Genomic DNA, 14,803 nt, shown 5'->3' on the forward strand with positions numbered 1-14,803 from the left:
ATTCTTCTGCCTTTCCTACCATCTTGTTCTATAGTTCAACCCTAAAATCGTGACTTTTGTATCTGTTTTAACATTCAAACCCGCGTACGGATTTAGCAATATATTATTTACCCCAGTTTGGTTGGATAAGCTACTGGAATTTGCCGGTATGTTATCTTTGCTGCGTAAAAAGCCGATCGATAAATCTAAATCAGTATCTGCATCAAAACGGTAACCTACACCCATGCCAAATAATTGCGCCCCATTGATTGGAATCATCGTATTCCGCTTATCATCCGGAATGGCGCTGGTGCGGGGTTCATAACCCATCCGAAGCTTTAAGCGGTCCGTTGCAGAATACTCTAAGCCAATGCCGTAGTTCCATGGCGATGTAAACTTCAAGGGCAATGCCAGTGAGGTATCATTAATGTCCGCAGACAATAATTTGGCAATTTTCAAGGCAGAAATTTGACGGTCAAATTCAAAACGGAATTTGTCCCATGCACGATAATCCGTCCAGCCAATGTCAAAGTTGACTTGCAGATCTGGCAAGATTTTATATTTGATGCCGGCCTGAAAATGCTGCGGATATTCAAAATCCATCGAAACCAGGCCGGATTCGCTTGCAGGCACAGCTGTCGGGAAACCTAAAATAGCCGCTAAAATCTGCCCTGTTGGAGAAGACATTAAGCCTTTAATCAGTTCCTGCGGCGCTTTAGAGTTATCAATATGGTATTTCCCTTTCAAACGCATTTTTGATGCACTTTGATAAACCATACCAAAACCAAAATCCTCACGGGGTTCCCACAGCACACCCAAGTTAAAGCTTGGACTTAAGGACTGCTCAAGTGAGAGCTGCAGCTGGCCAAAACGGCTAAAGGGGTTCATGCCCTCTTCTGTATTACACATCCCCAGCAAAAGAATATCGGTAATAATGTCTGAATTTTCTTTAAAGGGCGTACAGACAACTTCATCGATCATGCGCAGCATGCCGATCAGCTCATTTGGGAACCTTAAATCTGTTTTCAGGCCAATAGCCTGATAAGACATGCCAATGCCGCCGCCAATCGACAGTTCATCATTAACCTGATAAGCCATTGTTGGCGATAAATACGTAATTCTTTCCAGCGCTACCTGCTGGCCCATATAATTGCCCACATTGCCATTTTCCGCACCGAAACCCGCAATTAATGGCGCGTACATTGCAGTTGCGAATGTCGCTTTTGAGCCTGGCGGATTATATGCAATACCTGCAGTGGGCGCAGCTAAAGGCATACCCTCGCCCAAGTCCACCATTTTTTTCAATATCGGCACATAGAGGCTCGCATACTCTACATCCCCATTGATTGTATCTTTGAAGTCCGTACAAATATCTGCAGAAATTTCTGGGCCGTCATTACAGACCATTGGGTCGTCTGAATAGCCAAAAACATTATAGCCAGCTGGAACAGAAAACTGCCGCTGAATATCAAAGTTAGCAATAATGCCCTGCACATCCGTCTGCAGGCCCTCAATTTTAGTTAAAGCCGCAGGGTTAAAATGCACGGCGCTGATCCCTGGAGGATCTGCCGTAACTGCATTGCCCAGCGCCAAAGAACGTACATCTACAGATAAGTTTGTACCCAGCTGCGCAAATGCGGCGCTGGAACAGCCCGTTAAAATAATCGCGGTAACGAGTGGGCTGAGCCGAATATTCTTCATGCAGCAGCCCTCTTAACGGAGTTTCTTTCCGAAACCTAGGATATCCAGCGGGAAAGATAAGCCCAGAGAAACATCTGGCGCATCTTCCGTTAAACCTAAACCAACTGTTCCATTCACAATCGTATCTGGCGACACTCGGACACCTAATGAAATGGCTAAAGTTGAACTGGTTTGATCTGCTGGAGAGTATGATTCTCCAGTGTTATATCTAAATTCAGAGCCAGTATTGAAACTTTGCTGATATGACATCGTCAAAGAGACGTCATAGTTAAATGAATAGGCAAAACCGAAAGCAAAACCGCCGCTGATGCCTGGGTCAAACTCATTAATGATTCTTGTGCCGCGGCGCTGGTTCAAGCCAGTTTCCGGCAGGCCATAATTAGCTGAAACAGAAGCAAACAATACGACTGGATCAATATACTTGCGCGTACTTGCGCCAACCCCTACAGAATAATAGCCTTTACCTGTCGCTAGATCTGAAGCTGCATTGACTTCATATGGGCTGTCACCCGTTTTAGTGGACAAATTACCAAATAAAATTAATGGCAAACGCCCTGCTTTCAGCGGAAACGGCTCCCAGCGCGCGCCTAATGAAATATCGCCTAAACCAGCAGTAGAGGTATCTTTCAGCAAATCTAATTTAGCAACTAAAGGCAATGATGCAGTAAACGTTAAATTATCCAAAACACCATATTGCAGTGTAAAAGTATTGGTCATCGAATGCGTTGCATTTTCCTGCACACGCAACTGATAGAGCTGGCCGTTAGCCATTTCCATATCCAGCTGCGTATCCCGGTAATACGTATAGTCCACATCATAGAAAGATGAAATTTCGGCTTTTTTAATCAGAGAATACTGACGTTCATTTGAGGTGAATACCTCTTGCAGATTTGTTTCCTGATTTGCATCGCCAGCCTGCTGCTGCAAAGCCGATGATGCATCAGGAGTACTCGCTGCTGCCTGAGTTTCTGGCGCAGCTGGACTTGATGCTTCTGCTGTTTGAACTGGCACAGCAGGCGCATCTGCATCTGGCTCATCGACAGAGTCATAACCGCCGACTGCCGTATCCGCTGCAACAGTTTGCTCTTGCTGTTCAGGCTGCTCATACTCTCCGACCGTCGACTCTTCAGCAGCATAGGCAACCCCCATCACCAGCTGAATACTCATAGCCAATATTGTTCTGTTCATCCATTTACTTTTCATGTTCCATCCCACCGCTTTTATTTTTTTAATTTCGCTTTTCTTTCGATTAACTGTTAACAGAAGTTATTTGCTCTTATAGTAAAGCCGCAAATAGTTGTATTCTTGCTTGCCGTAGTTCTCCGAATCTTTATTCATATTTTTATCGAGACGGATTGTTGAAGCTTTATCTGCAATTTTATTCATATAAAATTGCGGGTATTGAATATCAACAAATGCATATCTGTTCACGGTCGCATCATCCACATGACGAAGATCAGCATCCTGCAGCGCCAATAAATTTTTTCTATGCTCAGGCGCAACATTAATCAGGTATAGAGTATTATTTTCCCAGATTTGCTTGAATCGGGTTTCATCAAAGCTGATGTTTCCCAGTGCAGGATCCGCAACATACACCCTGCCATTTTTATAGCCTTTAAAGACAACAAAATGTTTAAAGCCAGCATATGAAATTGGAACAATAGCAGGCTGACCTTGGCTGACTAAATCTGAGAACTCTCCGCGGTAACCTTCACTTTGCAAACCCAAAGCGCCCACAAAGCGCTTCATATCCAGCAAAGAAAAACTGCGGCGTTCAATAATTTTTTCTGTTTCGCCGTATTTCAGCAAACCATTCATAATTTGCTGTTCTGTCAGCTGAGTGCCTACATAACCATTGAGCAAAGTCGTTAATGCGGCGGAACCGCAGCTGTAGTCGTAAGCCTGCCGGACAATTCCGCGGAATTGATCTTCTATGGCAGGCTTGATTTTAACCGCTTCGCGGTGCATACGCGTAAACGAATCATTACGGGAATCCAAGGTTTCAGTGTATTGCACTGTCCCGGCTGGCTTTTCCTTTATATCGAACGACTCTTTGGCAAAGTAATACATCAATGCCGAGCCTAGTGCTATCTCTAACATATGTTCTAACTTTTTTAGTTATCGGCAATGATGTGCCTTTATTATCTTTGTTTTAGAGCTAATGCTCTACATCCATGTAATATGCAAGATACCGTTTTTTTTCAAAATAAAACAGTATTTTTTTTATTTTTTTGATGATTTTTATCTTTTTTTTGTAAAAAAAAAGCGCGTATAAATACGCGCTTTTTTTTAAAGATATTAACGGCCAGAGATCTTGATTACAGAACCTGCGTTATAAGTACCTTGTACTGGGCTCCAATATGTTTGCAGACCTTGAACTTCTACATCACCAATAGAACCGCCATTTTTGTTGCCTAAATGGATACCTGCAACATAAGTATCGATTGGGCCGCTGTTGCTTTGAATTTTAAGGAAGCCATCAGTCGCTTTATTTGCACCTAAATAACCGTCGTTATATACAGATACAGTTGCATTTAAAGCTAAATCTTTGCTATTTGCATCAGCAACTTTAATGCTGTCAATATGAATTTCACCAGCTTGTTTAGTGGTAATATTATTTCCTGCAACAGCACCTATTACAGCACCATTTGTAGAGTTATCAAGAATACCGAGATTCGTAATTTCAAGACCGCCAATCATTGTGCTCGCCAACTTGATCATTGCACCTTGAGGCGCTGCACCCAGCTGAATGTTTGCAGACATTTTACCCGTTTTAAGTGATAAGCCTGATAAAATCGCATTATAGTTAGTATCAGAAGCACCGCGGCGAATAGAAGTTGCTGATGCGCCAGGCACTGCATTAGACGCTGCTACACCAATCTCACCGATTTTAATATCTAAGCCAGATACATCTGCAGCGATATTGATGAATGCGCCTTTAGCACCTGTACCGGCATCAGAATCGATGCGCAAATCAGCCAAGTTACGAGAAGTTAAAAGATATGCGCCATTATTGTCGTAATTTGCACCGATAATCAAACCTTTATTTTCCAGTACATCGCCTGCAATACCATTACCTTTGATTACAATTGCACCAGCTGTGCTTGTACCGCCGTTATAATCTGCAGATGCAGGTGTGCCAGGTGTGCCCGCAACAGCAGCTGTCCCTTTTAAAGTTAAACCATCATTATCATGGATCAATAATTTTTCGATTTCAATTTTTGAAATGCCGATACCGATATTGATGCCATCTTGACCTGTAGAAGCACTTAGCGCCGCATCATCCATTGCTTGCATTGCCATTGCATTTGCGCTGATAGCCATTGATGAAACTAAAGCAAGTTTAGTAAGTTTTTTCATCTTGTACTCTCCCAAGAGTATTATTTTTTTGATTGTCAACCACTCGATATACCCAGCTGATTATTCATTTTGTGACAGCTGTTACATCTTTCCTTGAGTAGTGCTCGCCTGACTAAATTATATCTGTGTCATTTTTTGTTCAACTGTTGTTGGTCGCAATCTTTCTCTTGCCGATAAACGGTATTTACACAGCTAACGGCGCGGCATTGATATAAACTATCCCGTATTACTCAATTCTGCATTAAATTGACGCATGCAAAACCCCGAAATTTGTAAAAAAAACCTTTTTAATCATAATATTGATGCTAGCCTTATTTTAAAAGCTTTGGCCGGCTTCAATCATGCCGCCTATTTGCAAAATGATGATTCGCCAGTCATTGCCTTTTGCGCAGATGAATATTTTCTTTTGCAAAACACTCAGCTCAGTCATTTTATTCAGCAGGATTTGCATACATACCGTAAATCGGCAATCCAGCAATTGCCGCCGATCAGCAATAACATACTGAAAGAAAATCACAACAAAAGTTTTAATGGCGGATACATAGGATTCATCAGTTACGATTACAGCGCTTCACAGCAGATTGATTTGGCGGAAAAAAATCAGCCCGGTTTGTTTTTAGGGCATTTCAGCACTTTTCTCGCCTGGACGAAGGAGGGCTGGATATTGCATTGCTCACCGGAAAAACTGCACCAAACAGAGGCTTTAATTCTTGAGGCAATGCATAATATCAATAAAAACAACAGCTTTTCATTACAATCTGCCTGCACAGCCCGCTGGTCAAAAAACCAATATAAATCAGTATTTCAGCAAGTACAGGAATATATAACAGCAGGTGATTGTTACCAAATCAATTTAACTCAAGAGTTTTTTGCCCCTGCAGAAGGGTCACTTTTAGATACAGCTGTGCAATTTTGGCAATTAACAGACGCCCCGTATTCAGGCTATCTCCGCATTGATGATTTTGAATTGCTGAGCTGTTCGCCGGAGCTGTTTATTGATTTTGAGGCTGACCGCAAGATTGTGACCAAGCCGATTAAAGGCACGATGCCCCGCTTTGATGATCCGATTTTAGATCAGCAATCAAAACAGACGCTCATAAACTCTGAAAAAGATCAGGCTGAAAATATCATGATTGTAGACCTGCTGCGCAATGACCTCAGTGTTTATGCTGAAACTGGATCTGTAAAAACCCCAAAACTGTTTAATATTGAATCATTTAATCAGGTGCATCATATGGTCAGCGAAGTGACCGCCACACTGAAAAATAATGTCAATCCCTTTGATATGCTGCTGTCCGCCCTGCCGGGCGGTTCAATTACGGGCGCACCCAAAATCAGGGCAATGCAGATTATTGCCGAATTGGAAGGCGCGCCGCGCGGCGCATATTGCGGTTCTTTAGGCTATTTTAATGAGGATGGCACAGGCTCTTGGAATATTCTCATCCGATCAATTCAAAAATACCAAAATGAGGTGTCTCTATGGGCTGGCGGCGGCATTACAATTGCGTCTGATTGCGATGCTGAATATCAGGAATGCTTTGATAAAGTATCCGCCATGCTGAATTTACTCAATACCTGGCATAAGCCAGCCGAATAAAAAAAAGCGGACCCTCAGATCCGCTTTCATTTTTAAATTCCGCTTAGCCCTTCTTGATCAGACAATGGGGGCTCTGGCTGAGTAAAAATCTAATTCACATTAAAATTTCATGCTTCAACGTATCAACAAGACGCTGATTCTGTTCATCTGTACCAATCGTGATCCGCAAAAATTGATTAATGCGCGGTTTGTTGAAATATCGCACAATAATTCCTTTTTCACGTAAATCAGCAGCTAAGTCGCCGGCATCTTTGGATGGCAGCGACGCAAAAATAAAATTCGCGCTTGACGGCAAAACATTGAACCCTAAATCTGAAAGCTGCGCCATAAGTTTGTCACGGCTCTTTATCACCTTCTGATTATGCTCTTCAAAATAAGCCTGATCTTCAAACGAAGCAACGGCGGCAGCAATGGCAAAACGGTCAATTGGATATGAATTGAAACTATTTTTCACCGCTTCCAATGCTGCAATCAAATGCGGCTGGGCAATGGCAAAGCCAACACGCAGGCCCGCCAAAGAACGCGACTTGGAAGTGGTTTGGCAGACCACTAAATTATCGTATTTTTCGACCAATTTGACTGCTGATTCCGCACCAAAATCCACATAGGCCTCATCAATCACGACGACAGAATTTGGATTCGCCTGCAGCACTTCTTCAATCGCAGCCAAGCCTAGATCTATACTGGTTGGCGCATTGGGATTGGTAATGATAATCCCGCCATTGGCTTGCTTATAATCATCGGCAATGATTTCAAAATCATCATTCAAAGGCAGCACTTTGGTTTTAATACCAAAGAACTGGCTATAAACTGGATAAAAACTGTAGGTAATATCAGGATACAAAACCGGTAAATTTTGAATGAAAAATGCTTTAAAAATATGCGCAAGCACTTCATCAGAGCCATTGCCAACAAATACGGTTTCTACAGCCACATTCTGCTGTTTGGCAATCGCCTGCTTTAACGCCGATGCATCAGGATCAGGATAAAGACGTAAAGCATCGGCTGAATTAGCCAATACCGCCTGTACCGCGGCAACCACTTTAGGGGATGGCGGATAAGGGTTTTCATTGGTATTTAATTTTAATAAATTTTGAATTTTCGGCTGTTCTCCAGGCACGTAAGGCTCAAGCTCACGCACTTCCGGGCTCCAAAAACGCATCTGATCGGTAGTAATGCTAGACATTTTATATTCTCTTATTGCCCTCTCCTAACCTCTCTTGAACTGTGTTTTGAAAGCTACACTTTCAAACTCGTTCAGCAGAGGAATCTCCATCTCATGAATGATGAAATCGAACATCGAATTTTTTCATTGCATGCGTTTCCCTCTCCTTGCAGGAGAGGGTCAGGGAGAGGTTTGTCATTTTAGAAAGCTAGATTTTTTCAGCTAGCCTATATTTCAATTACTGATAACGGTAACGCGCAGAACGCGCATGCGCATCCAAATTTTCCTGCTGCGCCAAAATGTCTGCCGTTTTCGCCAAGGTTTTAACACCTTGCTCTGAGCACATGATCAGGCTTGAACGCTTCTGGAAATCATATACGCCCAGAGGCGATGAAAAACGCGCTGTGCCAGATGTTGGCAGCACATGGTTTGGCCCTGCACAGTAATCACCGATGGCTTCAGGAGTGTAGCGTCCCATGAAAATTGCGCCTGCGTGACGGATATCCTCAGCCATTGCTTGCGCGTCATCCAAACATAGCTCTAAATGCTCTGGCGCTACCTGGTTGATCAGCTCAATGGCTTCCGCACGGTCTTTTACCAAGACCAATGCGCCGCGATTGGCAATCGATGTGCGCGCAATCTCAGCTTTAGGTAAAGCTTGCAAATGCGCTTCAATCGCAGTTGCCACATCATTCAACAGCTGCTCATCAGGCGTAATAAAAACTGCTTGCGCAACAGTATCATGTTCCGCTTGCGACAATAAATCCATGGCCAGCCACTCAGCATTGTTCTCACCTTCTGCATAAACCAGAATTTCTGATGGCCCGGCAATCATATCAATGCCGACCTGACCAAATACGGCCCGTTTTGCCGCAGCAACGAAGCGGTTTCCTGGTCCAGTAATTTTATCAACAGATGGAATCGTTTCCGTGCCGTATGCCAAGGCAGCAACCGCTTGCGCCCCGCCAATGGTAAATACGCGGTGCACGCCAGATAGATAAGCAGCGGCCAAAACCAATGGATTGAGTTCACCATTCGGCGCAGGCACCACCATAATAATTTCCGGCACGCCAGCGACATGGGCTGGAACCGCATTCATCAATACAGAGGATGGATAAGAAGCTAAACCGCCCGGTACATAAATGCCCACACGGTCTAAAGGCGTGATTTTTTGACCTAATGTATTGCCCAAAGCATCAACATAAGTCCAGCCATCCTGCTTTTGCGCCTGATGGAACTCACGGATGCGGCTAGCCGCCAACTCCAACGCTTCACGCACTTCAGCAGTTAAACCCTCAAAGGCTGCTTTCAACTGTTCTTGGCTTAATTCCAGATCAGAAAATTGATGCGCGGGATGTCGATCGAACTGTTGAGTGAGTTTAAGAACATGAGCATCACCATGCAGACGGACATCAGCAATGATTTGATCTACGGTTTTTAAAAGTTCAGGATCACTAACTGTCTCAAAAGCCAACAAGTCAGCAAAAGCCTGCTTGAAGTTTTGATCTTGAGTCGATAAACGTCGCATCAATTTACCCACAAGGTTTGAATTGGAAAACTTTAGTTTACCTTGTTTCCGCCATTTTGTGGGCAACAATCCTCCGCCTTTTAAGCAGACTTTAATGGAAAATTACTTTTGATTGCATTGGCTAGGCTGTTCATACAGCTGCTTCCAGCCCGAAGCGCCAAAAGTCAGTAAAATCAAAACCATCTCTATTAAAAATAGGCCAAAGTACTCTGAATGTGATGACCCGTTTTTTAATGCTGTTTTGCCTAAAAAGCAATTGGCGCAAAAAACCGCCTCAAAGGGCGGTTTTTTTTAAATACACATTAAGCCTGCTTGGCTTTTTCCCGTGCTTCTACAGCGGTTTCCAGCTGAGCTAGAATTGGATTCAATAACTGCTGCTTACGTTTAAAGCTGGCTTTGTTCACAATCAAACGTGAAGAAACTTTGCAGATTTCTTCCAAAGGTTCTAAACCGTTTGCGCGAAGGGTATTACCAGTATCAACAACGTCGACAATATAGTCACCCAAACCAACCAATGGAGCCAGCTCCATTGAACCGTAAAGCTTAATCACATCTACCTGCTCACCAAGGCTTGCATAGTATTGACGCGTTAAATTTACATATTTAGTGGCAATTTTTAAACGGCCTTTCGGACGGACCATCCCGACTTTGCCGGCTGTCATGAGTTTACAGTTGGCAATTTTCAAGTCCAATGGCTCATACACATTCTGTGCGCCATGTTCCATCAATACATCTTTACCGGCAACCCCTAAATCCGCCGCGCCGTTTTCAACATAAGTCGGCACATCCGAAGCGCGCAGAATTAAAATACGCACGCGCTTATGGGTAGTCGGGAAAATTAATTTACGGGACTTATCTGGATCTTCCAGTAAATTAATCCCCGCTGTTTCAAGCAACGGTAAAGTTTCTTTTAAGATACGCCCTTTGCTTAATGCTAAAGTTAAACCATGATCAAAATTGCCCATTACGTCAAAGTTTGGATCATCGTTTCTCATATCACTCATTAACTTACTCGCTTAATTTGGGCACCTAAACCCTGTAACTTTGCTTCAATGTCTTCATAACCGCGGTCAATATGATAAATACGGTCAATCAATGTTTCCCCTTCCGCCGCCAATGCTGCCAGAACTAAGGAGAATGAAGCGCGTAAATCAGTTGCCATTACCGGCGCTGCAGAAAGTTTGTCTACACCGGTCACAACAGCATCATTACCTTCAACCTGAATATTTGCTCCCATACGAGAAAGCTCAGGCACATGCATAAAACGGTTCTCAAAAATCGTTTCCGAAATCGTTGCAAAACCGCGGCCAATGGCATTCACCGCCATAATCTGCGCTTGCATATCTGTCGGGAATTCTGGATGCGGTAAAGTTTGGAAACTGACGGCTTTTGGGCGTTTACCCATCATGTCCAGTTCAATCCAGTCATCGCCACGGGTCACTTCTGCGCCCATTTCTTCAAATTTATCCAAAACAGACTCAAGAAGATTTGGATCAGTATGTGTAGTTCTCACCTTACCGCCAGTAATTGCGGCAGCGGCTAAATATGACCCTGTTTCAATACGGTCCGCAACCACAGCATATTCACAGCCATGCAGGCTTTCTACGCCCGTTACAATCAGGGTATCTGTATCCAAGCCTTCAATCTTTGCGCCCATCTTAATCAGCATTTGCGCAAGATCTGTAATTTCCGGCTCACGGGCTGCATTACGGATGGTGGTTACGCCATCCGCCAATACCGCAGCCGTTAAGATATTCTCTGTACCGCCTACAGTCACCATATCAAAGACAACTTCACCGCCTTTTAAGCGGCCATCGACTTTGGCGTGTACATAGCCATTTTCAACTTCAATATGCGCACCTAAAGCTTCTAATGCTTTTAAATGCTGATCAACTGGACGTGAACCGATCGCACAGCCGCCCGGAAGTGACACTTGTGCACTGCCATAGCGCGCGAGCAATGGCCCAAGCACCAGAATTGAAGCACGCATGGTTTTAACGAGCTCATACGGTGCAAACTGATTATCTAAAGTAGATACATCTGCTTTTACGGTATCGCCTTCATAAGAAATCTGTACGCCCAAACCGCCAATTAACTTTACTAAGGTATTGACATCTTTAAGGTTTGGAACATTGGTCAGAGTAATCGGAGTGTCTGCTAAAATCATTGCAGCCAGCAATGGAAGCGCTGCATTTTTTGCACCAGAAATACGCACTTCGCCTTCGAGCTTCACACCGCCCTGAATTAAAAATTTATCCATTAAATTATTAAGCTCCGAAAAGGCTTGCTTTGCGCCATTCTTCTTTGGTCATTGCGCGAATTGTGACTGCATGAACTTCACCGCTGGCAATATAGGAATTCAAAGGCGCGTAAACGGTTTGCTGGCGGGCAACGGGGCGCTTGCCTTCAAATTGATCATCCACTACACGAAGATCAAATTTTCCGCCTTGCCCACTCACTGCAACTTCAGCTTCTGGAAACGCAGCTTTTAAAATATCAGCGAGCTGTTCACTATTCATCACAAGACCTCTTTATAGGACTAACGGTGTAAAACCTGTCATTTTACTATAAATCAAAAAAATAATTCATTAATCACACACAATATATCAATAAAAAAAGAGGTTATTTAAAACCTCTTTTTTGCGCAAATTACGAGCTAAACCTCTAAGGGCATATAGATCAATTGCATTTTTCGGTGCTTATGTAGCTGCCTTTTTAATTTTTCTGCCAATTTTTTAATTGAAGTATACATATCATCGGCTGTGGCCTGTGCAAACAGTTCTGCGCCAGGCAGCCGAATGATCGCTTCTGCAATATGGTTTGAACTTCCTTTACGGGAACGCTTATCAATTTGATGATCTTTGGTCAGCTTTACTTGCATACTGTTGACTTGGTCTAAATGCTTAGTCATCTGTGCAAATTTAAAACGAATATCTTCTTCTATCGCAGATGTAACGGTTAAATGATGGCCACGAATTGTAATTTGCATAACTCTATCCCTCACCTTCTTTAGGATTAGAAAGAAACAGCCCAAAAGTTCGAAGACTTGCAAATTGCTGGAGCTCTGCATTTAACATCAAATCATTTTGGCCGTTCCTTAAATAAAAAGAGATTCATTATTTTGTCATAATGAAACGATAGGATAGTCAGATTTTAAAATTCAGATCAAGACTTTTCGCTCAGAAGACGACGGAATATGTAACGACTCGCGATATTTCGCCACTGTTCTGCGCGCAACATCAATGCCTTCATCCTTCAGCATATTCGCAATAGCGTTATCTGACAAAGGCTTACGCGTATTTTCATCTGCAATCATTTTTTTAATTTTCGCACGGATAGCCGTAGATGATGCTTCACCGCCGGATGTGGTGCCAACATGACTGGAAAAGAAGTATTTTAATTCATATAAGCCGCGTGGCGTCAGCATAAACTTATTCGTGGTTACCCTTGAAACGGTAGATTCATGCAGTTCGACTTCTTCAGCAATATCACGAAGCACTAAAGGCTTCATACCTTCAGGGCCGATTTCGAAAAAAGCCCGTTGATGCTCTACAATACAAGTGGCAACTTTCAGCAGCGTTTTATGGCGCTCATCAATACTTTTAATGAAGTTTTTGGCTTCCAGCATTTGACTGCGCAAATATTGATTATCATCACTTTGATCCGCCCGCTTAATCATATTGGCGTAGAACGAGTTAACCCTCAGTTTAGGCATGACATCCTGATTCAGCTGTACATGCCAATGTTCATTCTTCTTAGAAACAACGACATCAGGAATCTGATAATCTGAACTGCGGTCTTCAAATTCCATGCCGGGATGCGCTGTTAAGGTCTTCAGTAAATCAACGGCTGCTTTTAACTGCTCGGCATTCAATCCTGTCTGTTTCACTAATTTAGGAAGCTCATTGGAAATCAGCAATTCATAATGCTGCATCAGCAGCAATGCTTCTCTGCGGTTTGGAACAGCTGCAGGTAAGTTTTCCAACTGTACGGTTAAGCATTCTGCCAAGTTTCTCGAACCGATGCCTATAGGCTCCAAGCGCTGAATATGCTTTAAAACAACCAGAACCTCATCATCCTCAACCTCTTCATCATAGTCCATGCTTTGCAGCAAATGCCGCGCAGAGTGCGTAATCTCCGAAAGATCACAATCTAAAAAACCTTTGCTATCAAGAGAGTCAATAATACAATGCGCGACCAGTTTATCAACAGTCGAAAAATTCAGTAAATTCACCTGCTCAAGCATATGTTCTTTTAAACTTAAATGCCCTTGGCGATTATCCTCACGCTCTTCAAATTCTGCACTGCCAAGGCTGGTGGGCTGATGGGTATACACATCATCCCAATCTGTATCAACAGGCAAATCATCTGGCAAATGATCCGCATTTAGCTCATTGGTTAAATCTTTACGGTCTTGCTCCGATTCACTTAATGTCGCTAACGCTTCAACGCTAGATTGCTCCTCAATTTTTTCCAATAGAGGATTGCTGTCTAACTGAATCTGAATTTCCTGCTCTAATTCAAGGCTGGAAAGCTGAAGCAACCGAATGGCTTGCTGCAACTGCGGCGTAAGCGACAGAGAGTTTGCAACCTTTAATCCAACCGATAACTTCATCTTTTATTCCCTATATAAATACCGCGAGTTATAAGCAATTTTTATGCCGTATTTGATTTTTATAGCATAATTTTATTAAAAAACATACAAAATTATAGCAATAATACTGCCTCAAACAGCTCAAAAAGCAAACTTCAAAAATATTTTTCAAAAGGCCTATATAAATGATGTTCCACAGCCAACTTTGATAAAAGGGCTACAAGCTTGTCAGATTTTTCAAAAAACTGATCCTCCAGCAAACGCAGTTCCGCATCATGCCGCTGTTCTTGCTTGGCCTCAATATTCCGCAACAATTGCCGTCGCTATTCACACGCTTGCCCCGCAAAAATCAGCTGCTTCGCGCGCAGCAATAGCCTAAAGATATCGTCTTCACCATACTGAATCAAAACTTGCTTTGTCTGCGTGTAATAATCCCCAGAACTATTAAAAAAACATTGCTCAAAACCGCCATTTAAAACCTCACCAATTAAAATACTAATGACAAAATAATGCTGATCCTGCCGTGACAGTACTGACCAGCGCTGCTGATTAACTTTTTCAACCAATTATACCCAGTAATGGTATTCTTCGGATTGCCTATAAAGCCTGTCTCGCTCATATTGCTGTTTAGAATGTTCATGCGCAACTTGTGTACCATTTTTACATGGCATACACACTCCTGTATTCCGCTCAAAAGTATCTTTTAGAATCATTGCACCGCACATTGTGCATGGAAGTTTCTCTGTCATTCTTCTTTATCCATCAAGCTATTCTTTTTTTAAAATCTTATATCGTCTCATTTTTTAAAGCGCCTTCTGTTCAGCTTTCTAACTATATTAATATATATTCTTTTGCATAAAAAAATCCCCCTAACTCGTT

13 protein-coding genes are annotated in these 14,803 nt (G+C 42.8%); 1 reads left to right on the top strand and 12 read right to left on the bottom strand.

What is annotated here, in order from left to right; genetic code table 11:
* Window positions 1–15: 15 nt before the first annotated feature.
* From filD to filA, 4 genes are all read right to left on the bottom strand, one after another.
* Entirely contained in the window at window positions 16–1,680 is a 1,665-nt protein-coding gene (gene filD / locus OKC24_RS12520) for a putative pilus system OmpP1/FadL family transporter FilD (protein ID WP_130147543.1), read from the bottom strand.
* Window positions 1,681–1,692: 12 nt separating this feature from the next.
* The gene (gene filC / locus OKC24_RS12525) at window positions 1,693–2,883 is read right to left on the bottom strand and encodes a putative pilus system protein FilC (RefSeq protein ID WP_265465430.1); all 1,191 of its coding nucleotides are present in this window, start codon (window positions 2,881–2,883) and stop codon (window positions 1,693–1,695) included.
* 63 nt (window positions 2,884–2,946) lie between these two features.
* A complete protein-coding gene (gene filB, locus OKC24_RS12530; protein WP_035361865.1) occupies window positions 2,947–3,780 on the bottom strand; it encodes a putative pilus system C39 family peptidase FilB in 834 nt (277 codons plus the stop codon).
* A gap of 198 nt (window positions 3,781–3,978) precedes the next feature.
* Window positions 3,979–5,040, bottom strand: a complete 1,062-nt coding sequence (filA, locus tag OKC24_RS12535; protein ID WP_130147539.1) for a putative pilus system protein FilA — start codon at window positions 5,038–5,040, stop codon at window positions 3,979–3,981.
* Between the two features lie 253 nt (window positions 5,041–5,293).
* Between filA and OKC24_RS12540 the strand changes: the two genes are divergently transcribed.
* Window positions 5,294–6,637, top strand: a complete 1,344-nt coding sequence (locus OKC24_RS12540) for an anthranilate synthase component I family protein (protein WP_130147537.1) — start codon at window positions 5,294–5,296, stop codon at window positions 6,635–6,637.
* 94 nt (window positions 6,638–6,731) lie between these two features.
* Here OKC24_RS12540 and hisC read toward each other — a convergent pair whose 3' ends face one another.
* The 8 genes from hisC to OKC24_RS12580 form a co-directional block, all read right to left on the bottom strand.
* Window positions 6,732–7,823, bottom strand: a complete 1,092-nt coding sequence (hisC, locus tag OKC24_RS12545) for a histidinol-phosphate transaminase (protein WP_265465434.1) — start codon at window positions 7,821–7,823, stop codon at window positions 6,732–6,734.
* A 217-nt stretch (window positions 7,824–8,040) separates the two neighbouring features.
* The gene (gene hisD / locus OKC24_RS12550) at window positions 8,041–9,342 is read right to left on the bottom strand and encodes a histidinol dehydrogenase (RefSeq protein ID WP_165381196.1); all 1,302 of its coding nucleotides are present in this window, start codon (window positions 9,340–9,342) and stop codon (window positions 8,041–8,043) included.
* 290 nt (window positions 9,343–9,632) lie between these two features.
* Window positions 9,633–10,334: an ATP phosphoribosyltransferase gene (gene hisG, locus OKC24_RS12555; protein ID WP_130147531.1), complete on the bottom strand. Its 702-nt coding sequence runs from the start codon at window positions 10,332–10,334 to the stop codon at window positions 9,633–9,635.
* Window positions 10,334–11,590 (bottom strand): UDP-N-acetylglucosamine 1-carboxyvinyltransferase, encoded by a 1,257-nt coding sequence (gene murA, locus OKC24_RS12560; protein WP_130147529.1) that lies wholly within the window; start codon window positions 11,588–11,590, stop codon window positions 10,334–10,336. The genes hisG and murA overlap by 1 nt, the downstream gene beginning before the upstream one ends.
* Before the next feature lie 7 nt (window positions 11,591–11,597).
* Window positions 11,598–11,849: a BolA family iron metabolism protein IbaG gene (gene ibaG, locus OKC24_RS12565; RefSeq protein WP_131277738.1), complete on the bottom strand. Its 252-nt coding sequence runs from the start codon at window positions 11,847–11,849 to the stop codon at window positions 11,598–11,600.
* A gap of 137 nt (window positions 11,850–11,986) precedes the next feature.
* Window positions 11,987–12,319, bottom strand: a complete 333-nt coding sequence (hpf, locus tag OKC24_RS12570; protein ID WP_005011988.1) for a ribosome hibernation-promoting factor, HPF/YfiA family — start codon at window positions 12,317–12,319, stop codon at window positions 11,987–11,989.
* Window positions 12,320–12,490: 171 nt separating this feature from the next.
* Window positions 12,491–13,945: an RNA polymerase factor sigma-54 gene (locus OKC24_RS12575; protein WP_130147525.1), complete on the bottom strand. Its 1,455-nt coding sequence runs from the start codon at window positions 13,943–13,945 to the stop codon at window positions 12,491–12,493.
* Between the two features lie 302 nt (window positions 13,946–14,247).
* Complete coding sequence (locus OKC24_RS12580; protein ID WP_228257631.1) at window positions 14,248–14,490, bottom strand: DMP19 family protein; 243 nt, start codon at window positions 14,488–14,490, stop codon at window positions 14,248–14,250.
* Window positions 14,491–14,803: the final 313 nt, after the last annotated feature.

The sequence above is a fragment of the Acinetobacter entericus genome (assembly GCF_026168575.1).
GTDB lineage: Bacteria > Pseudomonadota > Gammaproteobacteria > Pseudomonadales > Moraxellaceae > Acinetobacter > Acinetobacter bouvetii.

Coding starts and splice junctions, on each gene's coding strand:
- hpf (WP_005011988.1), bottom strand. CDS start 12,319: ATGCAAATTACAATTCGTGGCCATCATTTAACCGTTACATCTGCGATA.
- hisG (WP_130147531.1), bottom strand. CDS start 10,334: ATGAGTGATATGAGAAACGATGATCCAAACTTTGACGTAATGGGCAAT.
- filD (WP_130147543.1), bottom strand. CDS start 1,680: ATGAAGAATATTCGGCTCAGCCCACTCGTTACCGCGATTATTTTAACG.
- murA (WP_130147529.1), bottom strand. CDS start 11,590: ATGGATAAATTTTTAATTCAGGGCGGTGTGAAGCTCGAAGGCGAAGTG.
- filC (WP_265465430.1), bottom strand. CDS start 2,883: ATGAAAAGTAAATGGATGAACAGAACAATATTGGCTATGAGTATTCAG.
- OKC24_RS12540 (WP_130147537.1), top strand. CDS start 5,294: ATGCAAAACCCCGAAATTTGTAAAAAAAACCTTTTTAATCATAATATT.
- hisC (WP_265465434.1), bottom strand. CDS start 7,823: ATGTCTAGCATTACTACCGATCAGATGCGTTTTTGGAGCCCGGAAGTG.
- filB (WP_035361865.1), bottom strand. CDS start 3,780: ATGTTAGAGATAGCACTAGGCTCGGCATTGATGTATTACTTTGCCAAA.
- ibaG (WP_131277738.1), bottom strand. CDS start 11,849: ATGAATAGTGAACAGCTCGCTGATATTTTAAAAGCTGCGTTTCCAGAA.
- filA (WP_130147539.1), bottom strand. CDS start 5,040: ATGAAAAAACTTACTAAACTTGCTTTAGTTTCATCAATGGCTATCAGC.
- OKC24_RS12575 (WP_130147525.1), bottom strand. CDS start 13,945: ATGAAGTTATCGGTTGGATTAAAGGTTGCAAACTCTCTGTCGCTTACG.